This window comes from Ochrobactrum quorumnocens (assembly GCF_002278035.1).
In the GTDB taxonomy this organism is placed as follows: Bacteria; Pseudomonadota; Alphaproteobacteria; order Rhizobiales; family Rhizobiaceae; genus Brucella; species Brucella quorumnocens.
This window is the reverse complement of sequence record NZ_CP022604.1, coordinates 253,463-278,753: the sequence shown is the minus strand read 5'-3', so window position 1 is coordinate 278,753 and position 25,291 is coordinate 253,463. Positions and strand designations below refer to the sequence as shown.

Sequence of the window (25,291 nt, the reverse complement as noted above, 5' to 3'; positions counted from 1 at the left end):
TGCGGCGGAAGGTTTTCGCGCTATAGGTTAGTTTTCCACGTTCTAAAACACGGCGGAAACCCTTGGAAATGCGGGCTTTGACAAGAAAACTTCACATAAGCGCATTTTTTTCCAAGAAGGTGCTTGCTTTTAGTAATCCGTCCGATTATCAACCGCCCATCGCCGCAGCAATCGCGGCACACAGGCAAGCACCCGTAGCTCAGCTGGATAGAGCACCAGACTACGAATCTGGGGGTCAGAGGTTCGAATCCTTTCGGGTGCGCCATTCTTTCTATATAAAATTCAATGTTTTTAGATCAGCGGAAACGCTGATTTACTAAAACTATTCAGCTACTTAGAGCGCCGTGCACCCTCTTGGGCGTACAAAGGTCGCTCTAACACTTTATATTTACAGCATAATTCCTTAAACTGATTCAAGTTTAAGGAATTATGCTGTAGCCGATAAGTTTCTGCAGGAATTCTTCTTTGTAAAGAGACTCGGACGAGTGATATGAATTTGCTTTTCCATTCACAAAATCAAATCGCAGGTCATCGCAAGTCATGGCGAACCGCAATGATATCTATCATTGTGAAGTTTGAACTTTAATCTCGGGGGGATACGGCCTTGGTTTCCAACCTGGAGGAAACTGGTGCTGCGAGAGAGGATTGAACTCTCGACCTCTCCATTACCAATGGAGTGCTCTACCACTGAGCTACCGCAGCATTCTCTTGAACGCGGCGGACTTCTGCCACATCATTACGCAAACCGCAAGCAAGCAATCGCATTTCTTTTCACTTAATGTGGAAATCATTGGATACTCGCTTTGAAACCGGCTTTTCGTAGGCTTTTTACCGTAGTACATGAGACCTATGAGCGAAAAAAAGACAAAAAACGACAACGAAGCCCAATCTGATCCACGCGAAAAGCGGCGCGCGGAGCAGCTCCGTGCGAATCTGATGCGCCGCAAAGTGCAATCACGTTCGCGACGCGCGGGCGATGCAGATGAGCGAAATGACGGCATTACAGCCGGCAAAGAAGATAATGATTAGAGCCGTTTCACAAAATGTAAGAACCGATTTTCTGCGCTGAACTGCAAATTGCCCGAGAAGCGGGTAGCGCTTCATATCCCGACATTTGAGCCACACTCGTAGCAGATAGATGCAAATGCCGGAATCGGACCACTAGAGCGCCGTGCACCTTCTTGGGCGCACAAAGGTCGCTCTAACACTCTATATTTACAGCATAATTTTACCTTAAACTGATTCAATTTTAAGGAATTATGCTGTAGGCAAGCTTTAAGGAGTTCGATTTAAGCTGAAACAATCGCAGCAAAGCCTTCCTTGAAGATAGGGAGCACCTGCGTTAAAAGCGCAGTTCAATTCTTGATGGCGTTGCGGTCCGGGTACGATTCGTGATCGACGTAATTTTGCCGCAAGAACAGTCATTTCATAATGCAACGCCGCATGCTTGAACGCTGCGGAATTTGCAAAAATCGATTACCGGGCAATGGCTTCGGCCCAGAAGGTGAAACAGCATGGATCGCATCAAAATCGTCGGCGGCAACAAGCTCAACGGCGTTATTCCTATCTCTGGCGCGAAAAATGCTGCGCTTCCTTTGATGATCGCCTCCCTTCTCACCGACGATACGCTGACGCTGGAAAACGTGCCGCACCTCGCCGATGTCGAGCAGCTGATCCGCATTCTTTCCAATCATGGCGTTGATTATTCGGTTAATGGACGCCGCGAACACCAGAATGGAGCCTATTCGCGCACCATTCATTTCACAGCCCGCAACATCGTCGACACCACCGCTCCTTACGAGCTGGTTTCCAAGATGCGCGCGAGCTTCTGGGTAATCGGACCGCTTCTGGCGCGCATGGGTGAAGCCAATGTGTCCCTGCCCGGCGGCTGTGCGATCGGCACGCGTCCGGTTGACCTGCTGCTCGAATGCCTTCAGGCACTCGGCGCTCAGATCGACATTGAAAACGGTTATGCCAAGGCGCGCGCGCCAAAGGGTGGCCTTGTCGGCTCACGATACAAGTTCCCGAAGGTTTCCGTCGGCGCGACCCATGTCATGCTGATGGCTGCAGCCCTTGCCCGCGGCGAAACGGTTATCGAAAACGCAGCCCGCGAACCAGAGGTCGTCAATCTTGCGGATTGCCTGAATGCAATGGGCGCAAAGATCAGCGGTGCCGGAACCAGCACGATCCATGTTGAAGGCGTCACCAGCCTGTCAGGTGCACGTGTTCGCGTCATTCCTGACCGCATCGAAACCGGTACTTATGCCATGGTCGTTGCCATGACCGGTGGCGATGTGCTGCTCGAAGGCGCACAGGAAAGCCAGCTTACAGCAGCGCTTGACACATTGCGTAAGGCTGGTGCGGAAATCACCGAAACCAACAGCGGCCTGCGCGTTGTGCGCAATGGTCACGGAATTCATCCGGTTGATGTGACGACCGATCCATTCCCCGGCTTCCCGACCGATCTTCAGGCGCAGTTCATGGGCCTGATGACCATGGCAAAGGGAACCTCGCGCATTACCGAAACGATCTTCGAGAATCGCTTCATGCACGTGCAGGAACTGGCGCGTCTTGGCGCAAAGATTTCGTTGTCCGGCCAGACCGCAACCGTTGAAGGCGTTGATCGTCTCAAGGGTGCGCAGGTTATGGCGACCGATCTGCGTGCCTCGGTTTCTCTCGTCATCGCAGGCCTTGCTGCCGAAGGCGAAACCATCGTCAACCGCGTCTATCACCTTGATCGCGGCTTTGAACGCCTGGAAGAAAAGCTCTCGCGTTGCGGCGCGAATGTCGAACGCATCAGCGGTTAAAATCTAAAAGCCGGAAACTTGTTTCCGGCTTTTCTTTCATTTCAGGCTTATTAATCAACAGGCTGAAAAGCCTGTCGATTTTTTTGTGCTGGCATGTAAAGTTGCACTACGCGATCTGAAAAATAGCAGGGAACGATGCCAGATATGGAAATGTTGAAGCTTGTGGCACTGGATGAGGAGGATTTGCAGGTCCTGTCCGCCCATCTTCAGGATGCAGTCCTAAAAGTCTCCGATCTTCAATATCTTGCGAAGGACAAACGCTTTGTCCTGACTGCCAACCGTTTTGCTTGGGAAGAAGCCAAGCCAAAGCTGTTTCGCAAACCCCAGTATCAGCGCCGTCGCGCCACATTGCATTTCAATCGTGTAACGGTCGCGAAAGCAACAGGCATTGATCGGCAGAAACCGGATGAGGTTCTCTCGCTGCTCGCCATCCGTTTTATTGTCAGCGAAGCGCCAGCTGGAACAATCGAACTGACTTTTTCGGCAAATGCGGCTATCCGACTGGATGTGGAATGCATAGAAGCACAGTTGACGGATCTGGGGCCTGCCTGGGAAACAGCTTCTGTGCCGCGACACGACACCTGATTGTCGCGGACGACTGCTTCACATAACTGACGGGCTACGCCCAGACTGCCAATTACCAGACTGACTTTTAAAGGAATACCAGCGTGGTCACGACGCTCAGACAAACCGATCCCGATTTTGAACAGAACTTTGCTACTTTCCTGACCGGTAAGCGCGAAGTCTCGGAAGATGTGGATCGGGCTGCCCGCGAAATCGTTGATCGCGTGCGCCGCGAAGGCGATACAGCGCTTATTGAATATTCCCAGCGGTTTGATCGTATCGATCTTCATAAGACCGGCATCCGCGTGACGGAAGCGGAAATCGATGCGGCCTTTGATGAGGCACCCGCCTCGACTATTGAAGCATTGAAGCTTGCTCATGAACGCATCGAAAAGCATCACGCACGACAGCTGCCCAAAGACGACCGTTATACCGATGCGCTTGGCGTTGAACTTGGTTCTCGCTGGACGGCAATTGAAGCGGTAGGCCTTTATGTACCTGGCGGCACGGCAAGCTATCCAAGTTCTGTGCTGATGAATGCAGTGCCTGCGAAGGTTGCAGGCGTTGACCGGATCGTCATGGTTGTCCCCTCGCCCGATGGCAAGCTGAACCCACTGGTTCTGGTGGCAGCACGTCTCGCAGGTGTATCGGAAGTCTACCGCGTGGGTGGTGCTCAAGCCATTGCAGCTCTCGCTTATGGCACCGAAACCATTGAGCCGGTCGCCAAGATCGTTGGCCCCGGCAACGCCTATGTGGCAGCCGCCAAGCGCATTGTGTTCGGCACGGTGGGCATCGACATGATCGCAGGGCCTTCCGAAGTGCTGGTGATTGCCGATAAGGACAACAATCCAGATTGGCTGGCCGCTGACATTCTGGCGCAGGCGGAACATGACACCGCAGCACAGTCGATACTGATGACCAATGATGAGCCTTTTGCAAAGGCTGTCGAAGAAGCCGTGGAGCGTCAGCTCAAGACGCTGCCACGCGCTGAAACAGCCGCCGCAAGCTGGCGCGATTTTGGTGCTGTCATTCTGGTCAAAGATTTCGACGCTGCCATTCCACTGGCAAACCGAATTGCCGCCGAGCATCTGGAAATCGCCACCGCAGATCCTGAAGCGCTGCTGCCCAAAATTCGCAATGCCGGTTCGATCTTCATCGGCGCCCATACGCCGGAAGTGATTGGTGATTATGTCGGCGGATGCAATCACGTTCTGCCAACAGCGCGCTCTGCACGATTCTCGTCCGGCCTTTCGGTTCTTGATTATATGAAGCGCACCTCGCTTCTCAAACTTGGCCCGGATCAGTTGCGCGCCCTCGGCCCCGCAGCCATAGAAATCGCTCGTGCCGAAGGCCTCGACGCCCACGCGCAATCTGTCGCCATCCGGCTCAATCTATGAGGTATCATGACCGCCGGCGTTCCTAATGCCCGTCTAGTTGACGTCGAGCTCGATGAATCCATCGGCCGCTCGACGCCTGACGTCGAGCATGAACGCGCGGTCGCGATTTTTGACCTGATTGAAGAAAACGCTTTTCACCCGGTCGGCGATGATACGGGTGGTCCTTACAAGCTGAAGCTTTCACTGATGGAATCACGTCTGATTTTTTCCATCATGCGTGAAAGCGGTGATGACGTTGCTACTCACATCCTCTCGCTAACCCCATTGCGGCGCGTTGTGCGCGACTATTTTCTGGTTTGCGAAAGCTATTATGAGGCCATTCGCTCTGCGAGCCCCAGCAAGATCGAGGCGATCGATATGGGGCGGCGCGGCTTGCACAATGAAGGCTCACAAACTCTTCAAACGCGACTGAACGGCAAAATCGAAGTCGATTTTGCGACTGCGCGGCGTCTTTTCACGCTCGTCTGCGTGCTGCACTGGCGGGGCTGATTCTTGATGAGTGCTCAGGAAGCGATTGCCCCTGCTGAAGAAAGTGAAGCCGCCAAACGGCCCACTTCAGTGCTTTTTGTCTGTGGAAAGAATTCTATCCGTTCACCAATTGCCGAACTTCTTGCAAGAAAGCTGCTTCCACCCAATATGTATATAGCTTCTGCCGGTGTTCAGCGCGGCGAGCGTGACCCGTTTGTCGATGCAGTGCTCAATGAAGAAGGCCTGTCACTCGATGCCCGGCAACCGCGCGGACTGGAAGAACTGGCAGACGGCTATTTCGATCTTATCATCACGCTCACCCCGCTTGCGCATCATACGGTGCTGGAGCGGATGCGTGGCTTTTCCGTCGATGTGGAATATTGGCCTACGCCCGATCCCACACTTATGACGGGAAGCCGTGAGCAGATCATGAATGCTTATCGTGATGTACGAGACCGCCTGAAGCGGCAAATCACACAGAGATTGGCACCGAATTAAAAGCTCCTGAGCCTAATCCAATTCGGTTGTTCACAAATGCCGTCTAATCATATAGGTTCCGGCCAAATTTAAAGCTGCGGCCCGATTTCGGGCCAATTTTATCAAAGAAAGTAACAGGTATCGCATGGCGAAAGAAGAAGTCCTCGAATTTCCGGGTGTTGTTACGGAACTGCTGCCGAATGCAATGTTCCGCGTGAAGCTCGAAAACGAACATGAGATTATTGCCCACACCGCAGGCCGCATGCGCAAGAACCGCATCCGCGTTCTCGCTGGCGACAAGGTTCTGGTCGAAATGACCCCTTACGACCTTACCAAAGGCCGTATCACCTACCGCTTCAAGTAAGCGACTAACTACCTTTCAGGAAAACCTTGTCTCAGGAAAAAACTTGTCTATGAGCGCGCAACATAAGCTGGTTCTTGCCTCCGGCTCTCCCCGCAGGATCGAGCTTCTGGGGCAGGTCGGCATTGAGCCAGATCATATTCAGCCAGCTGATATTGACGAAACGCCTGAGCGCGCCGAACATCCGCGTTCACTGGCGCGTCGTCTTGCGCGCGAAAAGGCAAAAGCCGCACAGGAACAATTAAAGGGCGACGAAAACTTCGCAAATGCTTTTGTTCTGGCGGCTGACACGGTTGTAGCTGTGGGGCGTCGTGTTCTGCCCAAGGCAGAGATCAACGACGAAGCACGGGAATGCCTGCGCCTTTTGTCAGGACGCACGCATAAGGTTTTCACTGGCGTGTGCCTCATTCTGCCCAATGGCAATTTGCGTCAGACGCTTATCGAAACGCGCCTGCGTTTCGAGCGGCTGACACGCAAACAGATCGACGCCTATCTCGCTTCTGGCGAATGGCGTGGCAAGGCTGGTGGTTATGCCATTCAAGGGCTCGCTGGCAGCTTTGTGGTCAAGCTTGTTGGATCATACACCAATGTGGTTGGCCTCCCCTTGCAGGAAACTGTGAGCCTGCTGGCCGATGGCGACTATCCCGTTTACGATAACTGGATAAACGGCAAGGTCTGAGAACTTCCATGAGCGACAAGAAAGATATATCCGCAGCTGCCGGTTCGCGCGTTACACCGTTGCGCCCGACTCGCCCCTGCCCTGAATGCGGTAAGCCGTCGGTCCGTGACACGTATCCATTCTGCTCGCCACGTTGCAAAAGCATTGATCTTAATCGTTGGCTTTCAGGAAGCTATGTCATTCCTGGAAAAACGATTGAGGAGGAAGAAGAAAACGACAACTGAGGCTGTTCAATAGGGATTTCCACAGTGAAATCGGCACTTTAGCGTGTTTATAAGAAATCTTATAAAAATTGCGATGGGGTGCTGGACAGCGCGAAATTTAATGCTATAACCCACCCACTTCCGGCGGACACCAACACCGCCACCCAGTGAGAAATCACTGATAGGATGCCCGGATAGCTCAGTTGGTAGAGCAGCGGATTGAAAATCCGCGTGTCGGCGGTTCAAATCCGTCTCCGGGCACCATTTTTCTCCTGAGAATGATTTTCTGATGTTACGCAGTATGTTAGCGACTGCCTGATATTCGGTGAGTTTGATCCGGAGCACTCATGAAATTTTCCCCTGCCGATCAAGACGCCCTCTTCCGCATTCTGCAGTGGCGGCGGGATGTACGCCATTTCCTGTCTGATCCTGTTTCCGATGAAGTGCTCGAAAAACTGCAAGAGGCAGTGGCCTACGCACCATCTGTCGGAAATTCGCGCCCCTGGCGTATCTATGTCGTCCAAAGCGCCGAAATGCGTGAAGCGGTGCACCACCTGTTCGAAAAAACAAATTGCGATGCGGCTACTGTCTATGACTACGCTCGTGCAGAGGAATACGGAAAACTGAAGCTCGAGGCGATCCGCACGGCCCCGGTTCAACTCGCCATTTTCACCGAAACAGACCCCGCTGAAGGCCACGGCCTTGGGCGACAGACAATGGCCGCTACGCTTGAGCAAAGCACCGCAATGGCCGTCCAGAATCTCAATCTCATGGCCCGTTCACTGGGTCTTGGTGTCGGAATGGTTTCCATTCTCGATCCGCTCGCCATGAAGCACCTGTTCAACGTGCCAGAACATTGGATTTTCAGTCATTATCTGTGTATCGGCTGGCCATGCTTCACCAGCGATATACCGCTCTTGCATGAGAATGGATGGCAGGAAAATACGACCCTCCGTTGGAAGATGTTATAGGTCACAACTGCTCGTTGACATGACCACCCAGCAAGTGGCTGGCGCGCATATTTGATAGTTGATCGCGCCAGTCCAATTTGCTTAATGAGGCACATGCTTCTACACGACAAACATCGGCTCGCTGTTCTCACTTCCTATAACACGATCGAGATGGGGCAAGATCGCACACTGGATGCGCTCTGCAATCTGGTTCTATCGACGTTTGGTGTGCCCATGGCAGCGGTGTCGCTTGTCGATGAGCGTGTGACGCATCATATCGGCATGGCTGGCTGCGTGTTCGGTGATGTAGCCAATGAAAACACGTTCTGCTCCCGCGCAATCGAGAGTACTGATCCTTTTCTGATAGAAGATGCCACTTCCGATGATCGTTTTGCCACGAATCCTTTCGTGAAAGATGCGCCGGGGATTCGATTTTATCTTGGTGCTCCACTGATCGCGCCCGATGGCTCTACACTTGGCGCAATCTGTGCTCTGGATACCAAAGTCAGACAATGCACTTCTGAGGAAAAGATAAAGCTCATCAGTCTCGCCAGCACTGCTGTCGAGATTCTGAGCATGCGTCGCTACATGCGCGAAGCGCGTAAATTGGCGCTTGTCGATGGATTGACCGGCATTGCCAATCGTACTGGCATCGAGTTGGAAATCGAAAAGGCAATCCTTGCACTTCGCAATCACGACCTACCCTTTTCGCTGCTTTACTTCGATGTCGACCGGTTCAAGCAGGTCAATGACGAGTGTGGCCACACCGCAGGAGACGAATTGTTGCGGTTGATCGGCGAAGTGCTGGCCGGGCGCAATCGTCCTGACGAGGTCAGCGCACGTCCTGGCGGCGATGAATTCATCGTGCTACGCCTCGGCGGTACAAGAGTAAGCGATCTCGCTGAAGCCCAGCAGATCAAGGCTCTTCTGGATGATGCCGTTTCCCGCGCAAGTTTCCCTGTCAGCTTCTCGATGGGCCTTGTGAGCTTCACTGCGGCTCCTAAAGATGTTACGGCAGCTCTCTATGCGGCTGATGCACTGCTATATGACGCCAAGCGGCGCGGTAAAAACCTGATCTCGGCCGGCGAACAGAAATAAGGCTTCACTTTTCAGTGAGACATTGGCCTATTGCCCCTACAGATAATTGGGAGTGTTATCTGTAAAGTTTCGGTGCACTCCGTTTATCTTCACACAATTACGATCCACATCTAAGCGAGGATTTTCCATGATCTGGACCTTGTTCGGCATTCTTTCGGGTGCCTGTATCGCCATTCAGGCTCCCATCAATGCGGCGCTCGCGCGCGGACTTGGTTCTCCGGTCACCGCAGCAGCGATTTCCTTTCTGTCAGGCGCAGTCATTCTTGGCATAATCGCAGCCATAACCGCACGAGCAACAGGCGCGATGCCAGCGTTCAACGTGCCTTCTGGCTGGCTGTTTGTGGCTGGCGGTGCGCTTGGCTGTATTTATGTGACCACGTCTGTATTGCTTACACCACGCATCGGTGCTGCGGCCGTGATGGGGCTTGCCGTCGCCGGGCAATTGGTGGCGGGACTTGCCGCAGATCGTATCGGTTTCATGGGGGTAGCAGTACGCGAAATCACTGCAGGGCGCGTAGCCGGAGCCGTGTTATTGCTGACCGGCGCTTTGATGATCCGCTTTCTCTAGGGTCCAGACTCAATTGAGCCACCATGTGACGATGGCAGCGATATAGCATGTGGCTGTAAAGTTCAGCATGAGCTTGTCATATCGTGTCGCGACCCTCCTCCAGTCCTTGAGGCGGCAAAAGGTGCGTTCGATGATGTTTCGGCGGCGGTAGGCAATTGGGTTGAAAGGTTTGATCCGCTTACGGGTCGGATTATTTGGAATGACCGGTTCAGTGCCGCGAGCTTTGAGAAAATCGCGTAACGCGTTGCTATCGTAAGCCGTATCGGCAGCGCACAGGTTGCTTGGCGGCAGTGGCTCAAGCAGTGGGATGGCAATGGGAGCGTCACCGCGCTGCCCAGGGGTTATTCTCAGTGCGACTGGGCGGCCACAACCATCGACAACAGCATGTATTTTTGTCGATCTGCCGCCTCGCGATCGACCGATGGCTTGAGCTTCCGCCCCCCTTTTCCGCCAGCAGCAGATCGGTGCGCCTTTGCGGTGGTGCTGTCGATCATGTGAATGTCGCGATTGGTCGTCTGCACCAGTGCTTCGAATAGTTGCCGCCATATGCCTTTGGCAGACCAACGATGGAAACGATTGTAGATGGTTGTCGAGGGACCGTAGACAGCGGGGCAATCCTGCCACCGACAGCCAGTGCGCAGCACATGGATGATGCCGCTAATCACCCGGCGGTCGTCAGTTCGATGCGCGCCGGGTTGGTTCGTTGGAAGCAAAGGAGCGATCACTGCCCATTGCCGATCATCAAGCCAGAATTCTCCTGCCATGCTCCAAAACTCCCGTTATCAGGAGAGTGAATCATGAAGAAGTAATTTGATCAAATGTTTAATTGGGTTTGGAGCCTAGAGAGGCTATCTGATAAAACCAGATCGAAACGCGCTCTAAAAGCAAAAGCCGCGCTGTATTTTTTCAGCGCGGCTTTTTTTATCAACCCTTGAAGGTGTATTCCGTAATCGACTGCGGCTTCATTTCGATGGAGAAGCCCGGCAGCGATGGCGGCATATAGGCCGCATCCTTGATGATGCATGGCTCAATGAAGTGCTCGTGCAGATGATCGACATATTCGATCACGCGACCGTCCATAGTGCCTGAAACGGCAACATAATCGATCATCGAAAGATGCTGCACATATTCGCACAGACCAACACCACCTGCATGTGGCCAGACCGGCTTGTTGTACTTGGCAGCAATCAGCAGCACGGCCAGAACTTCATTCAGACCACCCATGCGGCATGAATCGATCTGAACGATGTCGATGGCGCCTTCTGCGATGAACTGCTTGAACATGATGCGGTTCTGGCACATTTCGCCGGTCGCTACCTTCACGTCGCCAATAGCTTCGCGGATCTTGCGATGACCTGCAACATCATCCGGGCTGGTCGGCTCTTCGATGAAGAACGGCTTTGAGAAAGCAAGCTTGTTGACCCACTCAATCGCCTGATCGACTTCCCACACCTGATTGGCGTCGATCATCAGATAACGGTCTGGACCGATGACTTCACGTGCGATGGTAAGACGACGAATATCGTCTTCAAGATCACGGCCGACCTTCATCTTCACATGATTGAAGCCTTCGTCGATGGCTTCCTGACAAAGACGGCGCAGCTTATCGTCGTCGTAGCCGAGCCAGCCTGCCGAAGTCGTGTAGCAAGGATAGCCAGTCGCTTCGAGCTTCGCGATACGCTCCGCCTTGCCGCTTTCTGCTTTGCGCAGAATTTCAACGGCTTCGTCGCGGGTGAGCACGTCGGTTAGATAGCGGTAGTCGACGATGTCGGCGATTTCCTCTGCTGAGAGTTCCGACACCAGACGCCAGACCGGCTTGCCGGACTGCTTTGCCAGAAGATCCCAGAAAGCATTGACGACAGCACCGGTTGCCAGATGCATCGCACCTTTTTCAGGGCCGATCCAGCGCAGCTGGCTGTCGCTTGTCAGATGGCGCCAGAACTTGCCGGGTGCGGAGCGGACAACGTCGAGATCGACGCCGACCACCAGATGGCGCATCGCAAGAATAGCCTGACAGCAGATGTCATTGCCGCGACCGATAGTAAAGGTGAGGCCATGGCCCTTCAGAGCCTCGTCATCCGTATCTAGGATGACATAGGCTGCCGAGTAGTCCGGGTCCGGGTTCATCGCGTCAGAACCGTCCAGACTTTGCGAAGTCGGGAAGCGCAGATCAAAAACGCGCAGATCAGTAATTTTGGTCATTTGTAATTCCGCGATCCGAACATGACCCCCAAAAGTAGCAACGCGTTTTGGGAATCATGCTCAAAAAAATTAAACGTCAGCGCGCACGTTCTGCTTCTGCGAGCCGAGGCCTTCAATGCCGAGTTCGACAGTATCGCCAGCCTTGAGATAACGCGGTGGCTTCATGCCCATGCCAACGCCCGGAGGCGTGCCGGTGGAGATGATGTCGCCCGGCTGCAGTGACATGAACTGCGAGAGATAGGAAACCAGATGACGCACGCCATAGACCATGGTCTTGGTCGAACCGTTTTGCATGGTCTCCCCATTGACCTTGAGCCACATGGCAAGGTTTTCAGGATCAGCGATTTCTTCTTTCGTCACCAGCCATGGTCCGGTCGGGCCGAATGTGTCGCAGGATTTGCCCTTGGTCCACTGGCCCTGACGCTCGATCTGGAAGGCGCGTTCGGAAACATCGTGGATGGTGCAGTAACCGGCAACATAATCAAGCGCATCGTCTTCACTGACATATTTTGCGGTCTTGCCGATGACAATGCCGAGTTCGACTTCCCAGTCGGTCTTTTCAGAACCGCGCGGAATGAGCAGATCATCATTCGGGCCGACGATCGCAGACGTTGCCTTCATGAAGATGATCGGCTCTGGCGGCACAGTAGCACCCGTTTCAGCCGCATGGTCGGAATAGTTGAGACCGATGCAGATGAACTTTCCGGTGCCGGTAACGCATGGGCCAAGACGCGGGTTGCCGTCAACCTTTGGCAGAGAATTCACATCGAGCGAACCGAGCTTGGCAAGCGCTTCAGGGCTCAAAGCGGCACCCGACAGATCGCTCACATGAGCAGACAGATCGCGGATATTGCCGTCAGCATCGAGAAGGCCCGGCTTTTCGTGACCGGTTTCGCCATAGCGAAGAAATTTCATGAGTTTACTCCTTTGCGGGGATAGAATTGGCAGCTTGGACTAGATCGTCCAGCCACCGTCGATGTTGTAAGCCTGACCCGTGGTATAGGTGGCACCAGCGAGATAGACCGCGAGATCCGCGATCTCTTCCGGCTGGCCAATACGGCCAATCGGCTGACGGGCGATGAAGGCTGCACGCTGCTCTTCATAGTCACCTTGCGCGCGCAGACGATCCTGCAGCGACGGGCTTTCAACCGTACCGGGGCAGATCGCATTGCAGCGAATACCCTTCGCGACATAATCAGCCGCGACAGCCTTGGTAAGACCGATGACGGCAGCTTTGGTGACGCCATAGGCAAAGCGATTCGGCACACCCTTCACGCTGGAAGCAACCGACGCCATGTTGACGATTGCGCCGTCTTTGCGTTCCAGCATACCCGGCAGCACGGCACGGATGGTGCGGATCATCGCCTTGATGTTGAGATTGACCGCGAAATCGAGGTCTTCGTCCTTCATTTCCAAAATCGAACCGCCATGGACAACACCTGCGCAGTTGAACAGGATATCGACCTGACCGATCTCGGCAACGAGTGACTTCACTTCCGCCTCATCAAGCACGTTGAGCTTGCGGGTGATGATGTTAGAGACACCTTCGAGTTCTTTGAGAGCGCCCTCGTTGATGTCAGTCGCATAGACCTTTGCGCCAGCTTCCGCAAAAGCCAGCGCACTTGCACGGCCAATGCCCTGAGCTGCGGCTGTCACCAGTGCGGTTTTTCCATCAAATCGTATCGTCATCTTTATGCCTTTCGTTCAACAAGCAGGATGTGGTCGCAAGCAAGCACCACTTCGTCCCGCTGATTAAGCACTTCGCACCGCTCCGTAACGCGGCCCAAATTTGTCCGTTTCGGATCATCTTCCTTGGCACTGATCGTCACGCGCGTGCGGATCGTATCGCCGATATGCACCGGACGCACGAAACGAAGGCGATCATAGCCAAAGGAAAACGCAACAGGGTTAATAAGCGTCGCCGTCAATCCAACGCCGATAGCAAAGATCATCGTGCCATGGGCAATGCGCTGACCACCTGGCAATGTCTTGGCAAATTCCGCATCCATATGGTGCGGAAAGAAATCGCCCGTATGACCGGCATGCACCACGAAATCCGTTTCGGTGATGGTGCGGCCATAGGTTACGCGCTCATGGCCAAGTTCATAATCTTCAAAATAGATCGTCTGTTCGGACATGATTAAAACTCCGGCTTTGCAGCGAGCGGGGTAGCGGGTGAGCTACTTGACTGATAGGCCGCTTCGACCAGTGCCATTGTATGCCAGGCATCCTCAACCGAGCCGATGAGTGCTGCATCTTCGCCGCACGCAAAACGCTGCAACTGCGCCATGCGATTGAGAAATGCATCCGGGAACCACGCGCCTTCAAGCGCGACCTGCACCCAATCGTCGCCACCCTTCGGCTTGATCCAGAGCTCGTCCGGTTCGCCACGCGGATAGTCGAGATTAACGCCAAGCTTCACGTAGGCAGCACCCTCAGTTCCACAAATGCGGAACTCGCAGGCCTGAAACTTGCGGCCAAAATCATGATCGTGATTGATCGACAGCGCACAACGTACGCGGTCGCCGTAATCAAGGATTGCAGCAGTGCGGGTTTGAGCGACTTCGTGGTTTGGGTGACCGATAGTCTTGGCGTGAACGCCTTGCGGATTGCCGAGCAGACCGCGCACGAAATCCAGATAATGGATCGAATGCATGGCGATCTCGATACGCGGCAGACCTTTGAGGAACGGCCACAGACCCCAAGGGGTCGCAAGCGCCAGCCATGCATCGAAATCCACCACTTCGCCAAGCAAGCCCTTATCGACGGCATCGTAAAGTGCCAACATCATTGGCGCGAAACGCAGCTGAAAATTCACCGCAGCTTTCAGATTACGCGCACGGCAGACCTTCAGGATTTCCGTAGCAGCGGCAAGATCACTGCCCATCGGCTTCTGAATGAGACAGGCCGCACCTTCCGGCAATTGCGCAAGGATCGAAGCATGGGCTGAAGGCGGTGTCGCCAGATCGAAGATCGCACCTTCAACTGCAATCGCTTCTTCAAGACTTGCAAAAGCCTTGACGCCCCACTGGTCAGCCAAAGCTTTGGCCTTCTCGAAATTGGGATCGAAAATGCCTGCAACCGGAAAGCCGCCCTGCTTATAGGCGGGCAGATGCGCGTCGCCGACAATGCTGCCTGCACCGAAGATCACGATAGGCTTCGGCTCAGACGGCTTGGCCGACCATTGGCGCAAGGTTTTGGGATCGAAGGTCTCAGTCATGGTGGAAAACCTCCTCCATCATGGCCCACCACTCGCCCTCTTTACGGGTTTCAAGCGGCTTCTGGCATGGCATGCAAACCGACCACCATTCCTGATTTTTAGGGTTATCAGCCATCTTCTTCATGTCGGCCTCAAAGTCTTGGCCGACATATTCCCACGTACCGAAAAGCAGGTTCTCAGGCTCTTTCAAAAAGATCGTATAATTGGTGATATTGCACTCGGAAATGAGTGCCAGAATTTCCGGCCACACGCTCGCATGCAGCTTTTTATATTCTGCGATCTTTTCAGGCTTGAGCCCGATAACCATACCCATACGTGTACTCATGCCGCGCTCACGATCTCACGGGTGAACTCAGCAACAGAACGGCTGCGAACGGCATCCCAATCCCACTCGATACCAATGCCCGACTCGGACGGCGCGATGGCGTGACCATCACGGATTTCCATGCCCTTGGTGGTCAGTTCATCGAGCTGCGGGATATATTCCACATAACGGCCATTCTGCACAGCACAGGTGAGGCTGACATGCAGTTCCATCAGGAAATGCGGGCAGACAGGAATGTCAAAAGCTTCTGCCGCATGCGCCACTTTCAGCCATGGCGTGATGCCGCCGATGCGCGCCACATCGACCTGCACGATCGAGCATGCACCCTTCTGCATATATTCGCGGAAATGGCGGATCGAATAGATCGATTCACCCACTGCAATTGGCGTCGCGGTCGAGCGCGTCAGGCGGATATGACCATCAATATCATCCGCCGGAAGCGGCTCTTCGATCCACGCCAGATCAAGCTCTTTCAGACGCTCGGCACGGCGGATTGCCTCATCGACCGTAAAGCCCTGATTGCAATCAGTCATGATTTCAAAGCCGTCACCTACGGCTGCACGAACAGCCGAAAGACGTGCGTAATCTTCCGAGCCATGCGGCTTACCGATTTTCACCTTGGAGCCGGAGAAGCCCTTGGCCTTGGCTTGCAGTGCGTCCTCAACGAGCGCTTCTTTTTCGATATGCAGCCAACCGCCTTCGGTCGTATAAAGCGGGCAACGATCCTTGGCACCGCCTGCGAGTTTCCACAGTGGCAGGTTCTGCTTTTTCGCACGCAAGTCCCAAAGGGCCGTATCAATGGCAGCCAGCGCAAGTGCCGTAATCGCGCCGATGGTCGTGGCATGGGTTGCAAATTCGAGCTTGCGCCAGATTGCTTCGATACAATCCGCATCATCCCCGATGATCAATGGCACCAGATGATCGTTGAGCAGCCGCATCACCGACGAGCCGCCGGTTCCGATTGTATAGCTATAGCCGGTGCCGACCGCACCATCACTATCGGTGATGGTAACGATAGGCGTTTCCTGGCTGACAAAGCTCTGGATCGCATCGGTACGCTTGACCTTCGGCTGAAGGTCGACCATCCGCAGTTCAACTTTTTCAATACGCGCCATGATTACACCACCAGGTCCTGGGCCTGATTCTGGGCCAGGCTCTTGCCGCTTGCGGCATCGAAGAGGTGCGCCTGCGACAAATCAAATTGCATCGGAATGGTTTCGCCCGGTTGCAGGTGACGCGGGTTCAGCATGCGCGCCACCCATTCCTTTCCTGCGAACTCCGCAAAGACCAGTGTTTCATTGCCGAGTGGCTCAGTGATGGAAACGCGCAAGCCGCCTTCGTGAATGGCCTCACCCGACGAAAGGCCATGGCCTTTCGGGAAAAGATCATCCGGTCGCAGGCCGAACGTCACCTTTGCACCATCCTTGACCTGAGCCTTGAATTGGGCAGGCACCGGCAAGCGGTCACCATTGGCAAAAACCAGCTCTGACGCTTGCACCGTTGCTTCAGCCATATTCATCGGCGGCGAGCCGATAAAACCTGCCACGAACTGGGTTGCCGGACGCTTGAACACTTCATCGGGTGTGCCGACCTGCTCGATATGGCCGTCGCGCATGATGACAATACGATCAGCCAGCGTCATGGCCTCGACCTGATCATGCGTTACGTAGACGACCGTGGACTGCACCTTGGCATGAAGCTTCTTGATCTCGGTGCGCATCTGCGTGCGCAGCTTGGCATCAAGATTGGAAAGCGGTTCGTCGAACAGGAACACTTCCGGATTACGCACGATAGCGCGCCCCATTGCAACACGCTGGCGCTGACCGCCGGAAAGCTGTGCCGGGCGGCGTTCCATCAATGCTTCAAGACCAAGAATGGCTGATGCTTCATTGACGCGACGGTCGATTTCCGCTTGCGGCTGCTTGGCAATTTTGAGCGAGAAACCCATGTTCTCGCGCACCGACATATGCGGATAAAGCGCATAGGACTGGAACACCATAGAGATGTTGCGGTCACGCGGCGGCAGATCGTTGACCACCTTGCCGCCGATTTCCAGCGCGCCGTCGGAAATGCTCTCAAGACCCGCAATCATGCGCAGCGTCGTGGACTTGCCACAGCCGGATGGTCCAACAAGTGCTACAAATTCCTTGTCGGCGATTTCGAGATTAATGCCATGCACCACTTCGATTGTGCCGTAGCGCTTGACGAGATTTTTAATGGAAAGCTGAGCCATTACTATATCAACCTTTAACCGCGCCGAACGTCAGACCAGCAACAAGATGCTTCTGAACGATGAATGTGAGGGTCAGCGCCGGGATAATCATCACGACTGCAAGCGCGCACATGCCACGCCAGTCGATGGTGAATTCAGCGGTGTAATCGAGAAGACCAACAGGAAGGGTCTTGGAATTCACCGAACGAGTGAGCTGGGATGCCAGCGCATATTCGTTCCATGAGGTGAGAAATGCGAAGATGCCTGCGGTCGCAATGCCGGGACCGGCCAGCGGAAACTCCACCTGCCAGAATGCTTGCCAGCGTGTGCAGCCATCGATCTGGGCTGCTTCCGCCAGATCTTTTGGCACCTGACGGAAGAAACCATCGATCAGCCAGATGGTGAAAGGCACGTTGAGCGCCACATAAGTTACGATCAGACCGAAATGCGTATCGATGATACCAATGCGCGAATAGAGCATGAAAAGTGGCAGCGACAATGCAATACCCGGTACAGAGCGTGTCAGCATGAGGCCAAGAAAGGTCGTCGACTTGCCCCAGAAGCGGAAGCGCGCGAAAGCATAACCGCCCGATACACCGACGATGAGCGCAATCACTGTCGACGTGACCGAGATAATCAGCGAGTTGCGGAAATAATCCCAAACCGGAATACCGCCCCCACCTGCGCCTGAAAACATCGAGTAATAGGCATCAAGCGTGATTTCCTGCGGAATCCAAACCGGCGGCTTCGCCATGATTTCAACTGGCGGTCTGAGCGAAGACAGAACAATCCAGAGACCCGGCAGGCAGATAACGGTCATCGCGAGGAACAGGCCGACCAGATAGGCGACTTTCTTGACGCGACGCAGCAGACGATGCTGGTTATTGGAGAGTACTTTGTGAGCCATGATTACCACTCCGCTCCAATTTGCGCGCGTGCGGCAGCAAGCTTGCGGAAGAACATTACGGTGAAGAGGATCGAGAGCAGGATCGCGACATATGCCATGGCATTTGCCAGTCCCATTTGTGCATCCGAATAGGCGGTGCGTCCCACAAGCGTCCAAATAAGCTCGGTTCGCCGTGCCGGGCCACCATCGGTCATGATCTTCACAATATCATAGGCGCGTGCCACATCGAGCGAACGAATGGTCATTGCGATGAACGCAAACGGCATCAGATAAGGCCAGATAACATAGCGGAAGGTCTGCCATGGCGTGCAGCCGTCAACGCGCGCGGCCTCAACCGGATCCTGTGGCATGGACAAAAGACCGCCCAGAATAAGAATCGCAAACACCGAGGTCGACATCCAGACTTCTGCCATCAGAATGGCAAACAGCGCCAGATTGCCATCGATCAGCCATGGAATGGCTTGACTGGTGATACCGAGCGACTGAAGCGCATTGTTCACCAGACCAATATTATCGTTGAACATGAACTTGAACTGGAAGCCGACCAGCACGGGCGAGAACATCATCGGGAACATCATCAAGGTGCGCAGAAGGCGCTGACCATGGGTAGCCTTGTTGATGAGCAGCGCCAGCCCGAGGCCAAGCAGCATTTCCAGATTGAGTGCGATGGTAAGGAAAATCACCGTACGAATGAATGCAGCCCAAAACACCCAATCGGTCATGATGCGCTGGTAGTTGCGCAGGCCGATGAAGGTGAACAGGCTTTCTGGACGCGTCAGCCGGAACGGCGTGAAGCTTGAATAAAGCGAAAGCGCGAGGGGAAACAGGACCACCGCCGCGAGAATGATGAAGGCCGGAAGCAGAAGCAGTACCGGCGGGGAAATTCGTTTAAACATTGTTCTTCCGAAGCGGCGGACCACAGCATCGGCCTAAAAATCGAAATCGATTTTTGGAAAGCACGATGCGTAGATTCAATAGTTTAGAGCGTCCTTTATGCGTCCAATTGGATGCATGGCACTCTAAGCGGAAAACCTGTCAAAACGGCCCGCCAGTCGGTTTCCCAAAGGCGGGCCATAAAGTTACCAAGCGAAATCAGAGTTCGCCTGCATCCTCGAGGATCTGCGTTGCTTTCTTGGCTGCATCGTCAAGCGCCTGCTGCGAAGTCTTGTCGCCAAGGATCGCGGCCTGAAGCTCAGGATAGACAGCGTTTGAAATTTCGATCCAGGATGGTGTCTGAGGAACCGGGAAAGCGGTCTTTGCCGTTTCCTGGAATACCGAGAGCACTTCCTTCTTGTATGGATCGGACGCAGCCTGTTCGATGACGTAATCCCAGACAGCTGTGCGCGTTGGCAAAGTGCCTGCAGCCGATTCCTGCTTCTGCGAATCCTCGTTGGTCAGGAACCAGACGAGCGATGCAGCGGCTTCCTTGTTGCTACAGGTTTCAGTGACCGAGAAGCCGTGATGACCCGACCAGCCAGTGCGCTTGCCCGATGAACCTGCAGGTGGAGGAACGATCCCGACATTGCCTGCGACTTTCGACGACTTTGGATCGTTGAAATAGGTCGCCCAGCCTGGCCAATCCAAGTTGATTGCGATGGTGCCCGATGCAAAGCCAGCGCCCAGCTCATCCCAGAGATAGTTTGTCGTGCCGGCAGGAACTGCCTTGGCCTTGTAGAGATTGACAAACCAGTCGAGCGCACGAACACCGGCTTCCGAATTGAAAGCTGGCTTGCCGTCCTTGAGATATTCGCCGCCTTCAGCAACGAGCATTTCATAGAAGCGGCCATTGATGGCTTCTTCCTTGCCCGCAAACTGTGTGCCGTAGAAATTCGGTGGATCAGCAAAGAACACAGCCTGATCGGAAACTTCTTTCCAGGTCTTTGGCGGCGCCAGATCGTAGCCGTATTTCTCCTTGAATGCCGTCTTCTTGGCGTCATCCTCGTAGAGGCTCTTCTGATAATAAAGTGCCGATACGTCGAACTGTGCACGCGGCAGCATGATCAGCTTGTCGTTGAGCGTTGAAGCCTTGATGACCGATGGCACGAAGCCTTCGATTTCTTCTTTCGGAAGCAAGCCGTTCAGATCGGCATAAAGGGTAGGATATTGCGGTGCAAAGGATGAATGGTTGGAACCGACGCACCAGTTGATCGAACCCGATGCGATGTCAGACTTGATTTCCTTGTCCAGTTCGAAGTGGTTCTTCTTGGACAGGATGTTGACCTTGGCACCGGTTGCCTTTTCCCAATCGGCAATGCGCGAATAAAGCGCTTCATATTGCTGACCGCCGATCAGCTTGGCGTCAATTGTAACGCCTTCAAATTTGCCCGGAAGTTCCGCAGCCCCCGCGGAAACCATCCCTGCAGCCAGCAGCACAGAACCTGCCAGCACAGATGTCGTGAAATTTCTCATGCTTCTCCTCCTCTTGACGGGCAACTCCCATGCCCACCCCCAATTGTGAATTGTGTATTTATATGCAAACATAATATTCACACCCGGTCAAGGCGCTTTCGATGCGTTCACGACTTTCGTCATTTGCAATGTTCGTATATGAAGAAGGCTATTCATGAAGGGGACGAGTTTGGAAACAGATGACCGCTATCGCGCGCCAGCGCTGGACAAGGGGCTGGACATTCTTGAATTGCTGGCAAGCGTTGATGGAGGTCTCAGCCAGGCCGAGATTGCAAAACATCTCGACCGCAGTCCGAATGAGTTTTACCGGATGCTCGACCGGCTGGTGAAGCGCGGCTACGTCACGAAACTCGAAGGCGACCGCTATTCTTTGACCCTTAAGCTGTTCGGTTTGGCGCATCTGCATGCGCCGGTTCGCAGGCTTGCATCCTTCGCCACGCCCTATATGCGTGATCTCGCCGACCGCTCAAAACAAGCCAACCAGCTCGCGGTTTTTGACCGTGGCTCGGTGGTGGTCATCGCCCAGCAGGAAGCCCCGGATTACTGGGGAATCTCCATCCGTGTCGGCTCGCATATCAGCCTGTTTGATACGGGTTCCGGTCATGTACTGCTTGCCTTCCGCTCGCCTGAAGAGCGTAAGATGATGATTGCCGAATATGTGAAAGACAGCGATAGCATCAAGCTGGATGAAAGCTTCTATGAGAGGCTCGACCAGATCAGAGAGCGTGGCTACGAGATGATGCCGAGTGCGCAGGTCGCAGGCGTTTACAATTTGTCCGCACCGATTCTCGGTCCCGATGGTGCCTGCATTGCAGCACTCACCTGCCCCTATGTGACGCTCGTCAATTCTGCCCCTGCACCAGACATTACTCAGACGATTACACTGCTGCAGAATACGGTAAAAGACCTGTCCAAACTGGTTGGTTCTGATATCGGCACAACAGAATAGTTCACTGCGATAATTCTTATTTGAAAACTCTCTTCTTTTTTGAAAGTATGACATAGGAGGAGAGTTTTCATGATTATCGATACCCATCTGCATCTGATCGACAAAAGCGCGTTGAATTATCCATGGCTGGGAGACGTACCAGCCTTGAACCGCGACTTTCTGTTTGAGACCTATCAGAAGCAGGCCGAACGCTGCGGCATTACAGCAGCGCTTCATATGGAAGTGGATGTTTTACCGGCACAAATTGTGGCCGAGACCGCTCACATTGAGGCAATCTCGCGGCAATATAATGGCTACATTAAGGGTGCAATCGCATCCTGCCGCCCTGAAGAACCAGAATTTGCCGAATATCTGGAACAGCAGCTTGGCAATCCTTTCGTGAAAGGTTTTCGGCGCGTGTTGCATGTCGTGCCTGACGATTTGTCGGAAAAGCCTTTGTTCCGCGAAAATATCAGGCGCTTGGAAGGCACCGGCCTGACATTTGATCTCTGCACTTTGCCGCATCAAATCGACAAAGCCGTGGCTCTCGCCGACCTCGCAACAGATGCACAATTCGTACTCGACCATTGCGGTGTGCCGGACATCAAATCAGGTGCGCTGGAAGTCTGGCAGAAGGGAATTACTGAGATTGCTCAGCGCGACAATGTGGTCGCCAAGATTTCAGGCGTTGTGGCTTATGCGGACTCCGCAAGCTGGACCGTAGAAACCCTGCGCCCTTATGTGGAGCATGTCATTCAGTCGTTCGGCTGGGAGCGTATCGTGTGGGGGAGTGACTGGCCGGTCTGCACCTTAGCAGTTCCGGGGGCGAGCAGTGTCGATGCTGGGCTTTCGACATGGGTTGCCACAACCCATGCGCTTCTTGAAGGATGCAGCGAAGACGAAAAAGCGCTGCTGCTTTCTGAGAATGCAACGCGCCTCTGGAAGCTGTAAAATTGATCAGGCTGGCGACAAACCGCCAGCCTTTTTTTTAATTAAAAGCTTTCGCGGAAAAGCCTATTGAGATCGACGATAACATCTTCCGCCTTCTCATTTTCCACTAAGCCCTTGTTAATGCGCTCGGATGCCGCTTCCTGAAATGGCATATAGCCATCGTGACGTGGGCGCACCCATGCGCCTTCAAGCGTTGCACGCGTATCCCGATAGAAGTCTGACGTCGCTGCATTTACAATGGCGTCTTCCCAGGCACTCGCATGCCCCGGCTGGCCGTTGGAGGCCGCATAAAGCCCCTTCTGCACATCCCCACTCGCAATCCAATAAGCAAAATCAATGGCTGCGACTGAATGCTTGCTGAAGGCAGAAACCGCAATACCCGTGCCGCCGAGAGCAGAACCTGCAACACCCGCCGCACCCGCTGGAATATCGGAAAAGCGGATCAAACGTTCACGGAATTCTGGCATGGCATAATTCACATAGCCATAGATCAGCGGTGAGCAGGCTATCTCGGAATCAGGCTTCGCCATTTCCTCAAACACAGCAATCGGGTCCATGCCAAAACATTCAGGCTTCACCAGTGAAGCAAGCTCACGTAACTGCTCGAAAGCCTTGGCACCATCCTCAACAGAGATCAGCTCGCCTTCCACTGAGCAAGGTGTTCCGGCATTGGCGACAAGTGTGTAAAAACTCATCAGCGAATGCGGCGAACGCAGTGGCAACAGCACTTTTCCAGAGCGTGCAAGCCGCAGCACTTCGCCCCACGAGGTTGCAGGCTTGTCCATCAGATCAGGACGCAATGCCTGAACCTGCGTTGCAGCATCCAGCGGAAACGCCCATTGCCGCCCCTGCCAGTTATAGCTCGGGAAAGACTGCCCGACCGAACCATCCGCAAGCGCCGCAAGTTCTGTTTCGCGTCCAGCTACATCAAGCGGCAGCAGGCAATTTTCCTTGGTAATTTGCCCCACATGCGGATGATCAATCACGATCATATCGAAATTGCGCGCCAGTTCCTCGACAGGATAAGTCTCAAAATCCTGAAGCGAGCGCTTTTCCCACTCAATCTCGACGCCCTTATCCTGCAACCATTGTTGAGCCGCCGCCACCATCGGATCATAACCGCGCGGGTGGCTCCAGGTCATGCCTTTAAGCGTGATCTTGCTCATAGGCCGAACTCCTCGCGAATTTCCCTGCTGTTTTCGCCAATGCGCGGTGCCGCACGCGCAACCTTCGCACGCAAACCATTGATGCGCAGTGGTGAACGTGTAGTGGTGATGGAAACATCGTCTTCACGTGTCACCGTCTGGAGCATGTCGAGGACCGAAAAGCCTTCGCTTTTGAGCAGTTCTTCCCAGTTGAGAACGCGGGCACACCAGATATCGGCCGGTTCCAGAATGGCGAGCCACTCATCGACTGTTTTCTCAGCAATACGCGCCGCAATCAGGCGTTTGATTTCATCGCGCTTAGCGAATGCGATCTTCGGATCGTCAATGAAAGGCGCAAGTGTATCTGTTTCAAGCAGGGGCGCGAGTTTTGCAATCGGCATCATGGCAATGGCGAGATAACCGTCCGCTGCCGGATAAACCCCATAGGGTGCTGAAAGATAAGCGTGGGCGCTGCGGAACTCAGAACGCTTCGGCAGACGGCGACCATCGTTCAAATGAGTGGTCAGCACTTCAAACTGGAAATCAACCAGCGCTTCGAGAAGGCTGGTTTCGACATGCGAGCCTTTGTTGGTAATGCCACGGCGGACCAGTGCGGCGAGAATGCCCTGCGCTGCGGCAGCGCCTGCCAGCATATCAGCGACCGCCAAACCGAATGGCACCGGCCCCTGCCCTTCATCACCATTCAGCCACATCAGGCCTGAACGCGCTTGCGCCAGCAAGTCCTGTCCCGGACGCCCGACCCATGGACCTTCTTCGCCATAACCGCTGATCGATGCATAGACGAGACGCGGATTGATTGCTTGAGCTGCTTCATAATCGAGGCCAAGACGCTTTATGACACCGGGACGGAAGTTCTGGATCAACACGTCAGCCTGTGTGAGAAGCTTCTTCAACGCCGCCAAATCGTCAGGGTTTTTCAGATCGATTGCAAGGCTGTCCTTGCCGCGATTGATCGCATGAAAAATCGTGGAATCACCACCTATTTCCGTGTCACTCAGATAAAGCCTGCGCGAGAGATCGCCGCCATCGGGCCGCTCAATCTTAATAACGCGTGCGCCTAAGTCCATCAGGCGCAACGAGCAATAAGGCCCCGACAAAAACTGGCTCATATCGACAATGACGAGCCCGCTCAGCGGCAGTTCGTTTTCCGACATCGGGAAATTCCCTCCTCACGAATTTCTATGTGAATACAGTCTTCACATATGGATTTATGGAAGGCAAGGTGAAATTGGGGTTCGAGCGCGGTTCGGTGTGAATGTGCCAGATCGGTGCTCTGGGAGAGCGAAAGCCTCTCGCTTTCAGAAATATGGGGTTTTCGAACGCCCTCCTCATCCTGAGCCAGTGCGAAGCACCGGGTCGAAGGACGAGGGCATAGGCTTGGTTCGTTTTCCCTCGCCTT

At 54.1% G+C, this 25,291-nt stretch carries 27 protein-coding genes, 3 tRNA genes and 1 pseudogene; 16 read left to right on the top strand and 15 right to left on the bottom strand.

Translation table 11 applies throughout. The features are described from left to right. The first annotated feature begins 188 nt into the window (after nucleotides 1-188). Nucleotides 189-265, top strand: a tRNA-Arg gene (locus CES85_RS10770). A gap of 362 nt (nucleotides 266-627) precedes the next feature. On the opposite strand, the gene CES85_RS10765 is transcribed toward CES85_RS10770, so the two are convergent. Next, nucleotides 628-702 (bottom strand) — tRNA-Thr (locus CES85_RS10765). Between the two features lie 147 nt (nucleotides 703-849). Here CES85_RS10765 and CES85_RS27415 point away from each other — a divergent pair. The 13 genes from CES85_RS27415 (at nucleotide 850) to CES85_RS10700 (ending at nucleotide 9,572) form a co-directional block, all read left to right on the top strand. Continuing rightward, on the top strand, nucleotides 850-1,029 hold the full coding sequence (locus tag CES85_RS27415) for a hypothetical protein (protein ID WP_095445990.1): 180 nt from the start codon (nucleotides 850-852) through the stop codon (nucleotides 1,027-1,029). A gap of 485 nt (nucleotides 1,030-1,514) precedes the next feature. Continuing rightward, entirely contained in the window at nucleotides 1,515-2,807 is a 1,293-nt protein-coding gene (gene murA / locus CES85_RS10755; protein ID WP_095445989.1) for a UDP-N-acetylglucosamine 1-carboxyvinyltransferase, read from the top strand. A gap of 144 nt (nucleotides 2,808-2,951) precedes the next feature. Next, on the top strand, nucleotides 2,952-3,392 hold the full coding sequence (locus CES85_RS10750) for a DUF2948 family protein (RefSeq protein WP_095447837.1): 441 nt from the start codon (nucleotides 2,952-2,954) through the stop codon (nucleotides 3,390-3,392). 83 nt (nucleotides 3,393-3,475) lie between these two features. Then, entirely contained in the window at nucleotides 3,476-4,768 is a 1,293-nt protein-coding gene (gene hisD / locus CES85_RS10745; protein WP_095445988.1) for a histidinol dehydrogenase, read from the top strand. 6 nt (nucleotides 4,769-4,774) lie between these two features. Beyond that, entirely contained in the window at nucleotides 4,775-5,257 is a 483-nt protein-coding gene (locus tag CES85_RS10740) for a UPF0262 family protein (protein ID WP_095445987.1), read from the top strand. A 6-nt stretch (nucleotides 5,258-5,263) separates the two neighbouring features. Continuing rightward, on the top strand, nucleotides 5,264-5,734 hold the full coding sequence (locus tag CES85_RS10735; protein ID WP_095445986.1) for an arsenate-mycothiol transferase ArsC: 471 nt from the start codon (nucleotides 5,264-5,266) through the stop codon (nucleotides 5,732-5,734). A 124-nt stretch (nucleotides 5,735-5,858) separates the two neighbouring features. Next, nucleotides 5,859-6,077, top strand: a complete 219-nt coding sequence (infA, locus tag CES85_RS10730; protein WP_002965531.1) for a translation initiation factor IF-1 — start codon at nucleotides 5,859-5,861, stop codon at nucleotides 6,075-6,077. A 49-nt stretch (nucleotides 6,078-6,126) separates the two neighbouring features. Continuing rightward, nucleotides 6,127-6,753: a Maf-like protein gene (locus CES85_RS10725; RefSeq protein ID WP_095445985.1), complete on the top strand. Its 627-nt coding sequence runs from the start codon at nucleotides 6,127-6,129 to the stop codon at nucleotides 6,751-6,753. Nucleotides 6,754-6,761: 8 nt separating this feature from the next. Continuing rightward, nucleotides 6,762-6,977 carry a DNA gyrase inhibitor YacG gene (gene yacG / locus CES85_RS10720; protein ID WP_024898072.1) on the top strand — a complete coding sequence of 72 codons (216 nt, stop codon included), beginning with the start codon at nucleotides 6,762-6,764 and terminating at the stop codon, nucleotides 6,975-6,977. A gap of 167 nt (nucleotides 6,978-7,144) precedes the next feature. Continuing rightward, nucleotides 7,145-7,220: transfer RNA gene (locus tag CES85_RS10715), tRNA-Phe, on the top strand. An 83-nt stretch (nucleotides 7,221-7,303) separates the two neighbouring features. Further along, nucleotides 7,304-7,927: a 5,6-dimethylbenzimidazole synthase gene (bluB, locus tag CES85_RS10710; protein ID WP_095445984.1), complete on the top strand. Its 624-nt coding sequence runs from the start codon at nucleotides 7,304-7,306 to the stop codon at nucleotides 7,925-7,927. Nucleotides 7,928-8,020: 93 nt separating this feature from the next. Next, the gene (locus tag CES85_RS10705; protein ID WP_167388289.1) at nucleotides 8,021-9,004 is read left to right on the top strand and encodes a sensor domain-containing diguanylate cyclase; all 984 of its coding nucleotides are present in this window, start codon (nucleotides 8,021-8,023) and stop codon (nucleotides 9,002-9,004) included. A gap of 127 nt (nucleotides 9,005-9,131) precedes the next feature. Next, nucleotides 9,132-9,572 carry a DMT family transporter gene (locus CES85_RS10700; protein WP_095445982.1) on the top strand — a complete coding sequence of 147 codons (441 nt, stop codon included), beginning with the start codon at nucleotides 9,132-9,134 and terminating at the stop codon, nucleotides 9,570-9,572. Between the two features lie 78 nt (nucleotides 9,573-9,650). Here CES85_RS10700 and CES85_RS10695 read toward each other — a convergent pair. The 12 genes and pseudogenes from CES85_RS10695 to CES85_RS10640 form a co-directional block, all read right to left on the bottom strand. Beyond that, nucleotides 9,651-10,336, bottom strand: a pseudogene (locus CES85_RS10695) (IS5 family transposase); the annotation flags it as partial. Between the two features lie 160 nt (nucleotides 10,337-10,496). Further along, nucleotides 10,497-11,774, bottom strand: coding sequence for an L-fuconate dehydratase (locus CES85_RS10690; protein ID WP_095445981.1), 1,278 nt, complete (start codon nucleotides 11,772-11,774; stop codon nucleotides 10,497-10,499). A 69-nt stretch (nucleotides 11,775-11,843) separates the two neighbouring features. Then, entirely contained in the window at nucleotides 11,844-12,689 is an 846-nt protein-coding gene (locus tag CES85_RS10685; RefSeq protein WP_095445980.1) for a fumarylacetoacetate hydrolase family protein, read from the bottom strand. 39 nt (nucleotides 12,690-12,728) lie between these two features. Next, nucleotides 12,729-13,463 carry an SDR family oxidoreductase gene (locus CES85_RS10680; protein ID WP_095445979.1) on the bottom strand — a complete coding sequence of 245 codons (735 nt, stop codon included), beginning with the start codon at nucleotides 13,461-13,463 and terminating at the stop codon, nucleotides 12,729-12,731. A 2-nt stretch (nucleotides 13,464-13,465) separates the two neighbouring features. After that, nucleotides 13,466-13,912 carry a MaoC/PaaZ C-terminal domain-containing protein gene (locus CES85_RS10675; RefSeq protein WP_095445978.1) on the bottom strand — a complete coding sequence of 149 codons (447 nt, stop codon included), beginning with the start codon at nucleotides 13,910-13,912 and terminating at the stop codon, nucleotides 13,466-13,468. Nucleotides 13,913-13,914: 2 nt separating this feature from the next. Beyond that, nucleotides 13,915-14,994, bottom strand: a complete 1,080-nt coding sequence (locus tag CES85_RS10670) for a Gfo/Idh/MocA family protein (RefSeq protein WP_095445977.1) — start codon at nucleotides 14,992-14,994, stop codon at nucleotides 13,915-13,917. Beyond that, complete coding sequence (locus tag CES85_RS10665; RefSeq protein ID WP_095445976.1) at nucleotides 14,987-15,319, bottom strand: L-rhamnose mutarotase; 333 nt, start codon at nucleotides 15,317-15,319, stop codon at nucleotides 14,987-14,989. The genes CES85_RS10670 and CES85_RS10665 overlap by 8 nt, the downstream gene beginning before the upstream one ends. Then, on the bottom strand, nucleotides 15,316-16,434 hold the full coding sequence (locus tag CES85_RS10660; protein ID WP_095445975.1) for a mandelate racemase/muconate lactonizing enzyme family protein: 1,119 nt from the start codon (nucleotides 16,432-16,434) through the stop codon (nucleotides 15,316-15,318). Before CES85_RS10660 ends, CES85_RS10665 begins: the two co-directional genes overlap by 4 nt. 2 nt (nucleotides 16,435-16,436) lie before the next feature. Continuing rightward, nucleotides 16,437-17,552, bottom strand: coding sequence for an ABC transporter ATP-binding protein (locus CES85_RS10655; protein ID WP_095445974.1), 1,116 nt, complete (start codon nucleotides 17,550-17,552; stop codon nucleotides 16,437-16,439). 7 nt (nucleotides 17,553-17,559) lie between these two features. Continuing rightward, nucleotides 17,560-18,438, bottom strand: coding sequence for a carbohydrate ABC transporter permease (locus tag CES85_RS10650; protein ID WP_095445973.1), 879 nt, complete (start codon nucleotides 18,436-18,438; stop codon nucleotides 17,560-17,562). A gap of 2 nt (nucleotides 18,439-18,440) precedes the next feature. After that, nucleotides 18,441-19,334, bottom strand: a complete 894-nt coding sequence (locus CES85_RS10645) for a carbohydrate ABC transporter permease (RefSeq protein ID WP_095445972.1) — start codon at nucleotides 19,332-19,334, stop codon at nucleotides 18,441-18,443. Nucleotides 19,335-19,530: 196 nt separating this feature from the next. Continuing rightward, nucleotides 19,531-20,847, bottom strand: a complete 1,317-nt coding sequence (locus CES85_RS10640; protein WP_095445971.1) for an ABC transporter substrate-binding protein — start codon at nucleotides 20,845-20,847, stop codon at nucleotides 19,531-19,533. Nucleotides 20,848-21,001: 154 nt separating this feature from the next. Here CES85_RS10640 and CES85_RS10635 point away from each other — a divergent pair, with 154 nt between their 5' ends. Together CES85_RS10635 and CES85_RS10630 are read left to right on the top strand one after the other, a co-directional pair. Further along, complete coding sequence (locus CES85_RS10635) at nucleotides 21,002-21,796, top strand: IclR family transcriptional regulator (protein ID WP_095445970.1); 795 nt, start codon at nucleotides 21,002-21,004, stop codon at nucleotides 21,794-21,796. 69 nt (nucleotides 21,797-21,865) lie between these two features. Next, entirely contained in the window at nucleotides 21,866-22,726 is an 861-nt protein-coding gene (locus tag CES85_RS10630) for an amidohydrolase family protein (protein WP_095445969.1), read from the top strand. 41 nt (nucleotides 22,727-22,767) lie between these two features. Here CES85_RS10630 and CES85_RS10625 read toward each other — a convergent pair whose 3' ends face one another. Beyond that, entirely contained in the window at nucleotides 22,768-23,892 is a 1,125-nt protein-coding gene (locus CES85_RS10625) for an extracellular solute-binding protein (RefSeq protein ID WP_095445968.1), read from the bottom strand. Beyond that, the gene (locus tag CES85_RS10620) at nucleotides 23,889-25,046 is read right to left on the bottom strand and encodes a CaiB/BaiF CoA transferase family protein (RefSeq protein WP_095445967.1); all 1,158 of its coding nucleotides are present in this window, start codon (nucleotides 25,044-25,046) and stop codon (nucleotides 23,889-23,891) included. The genes CES85_RS10625 and CES85_RS10620 overlap by 4 nt, the downstream gene beginning before the upstream one ends. Nucleotides 25,047-25,291 lie beyond the last annotated feature (245 nt).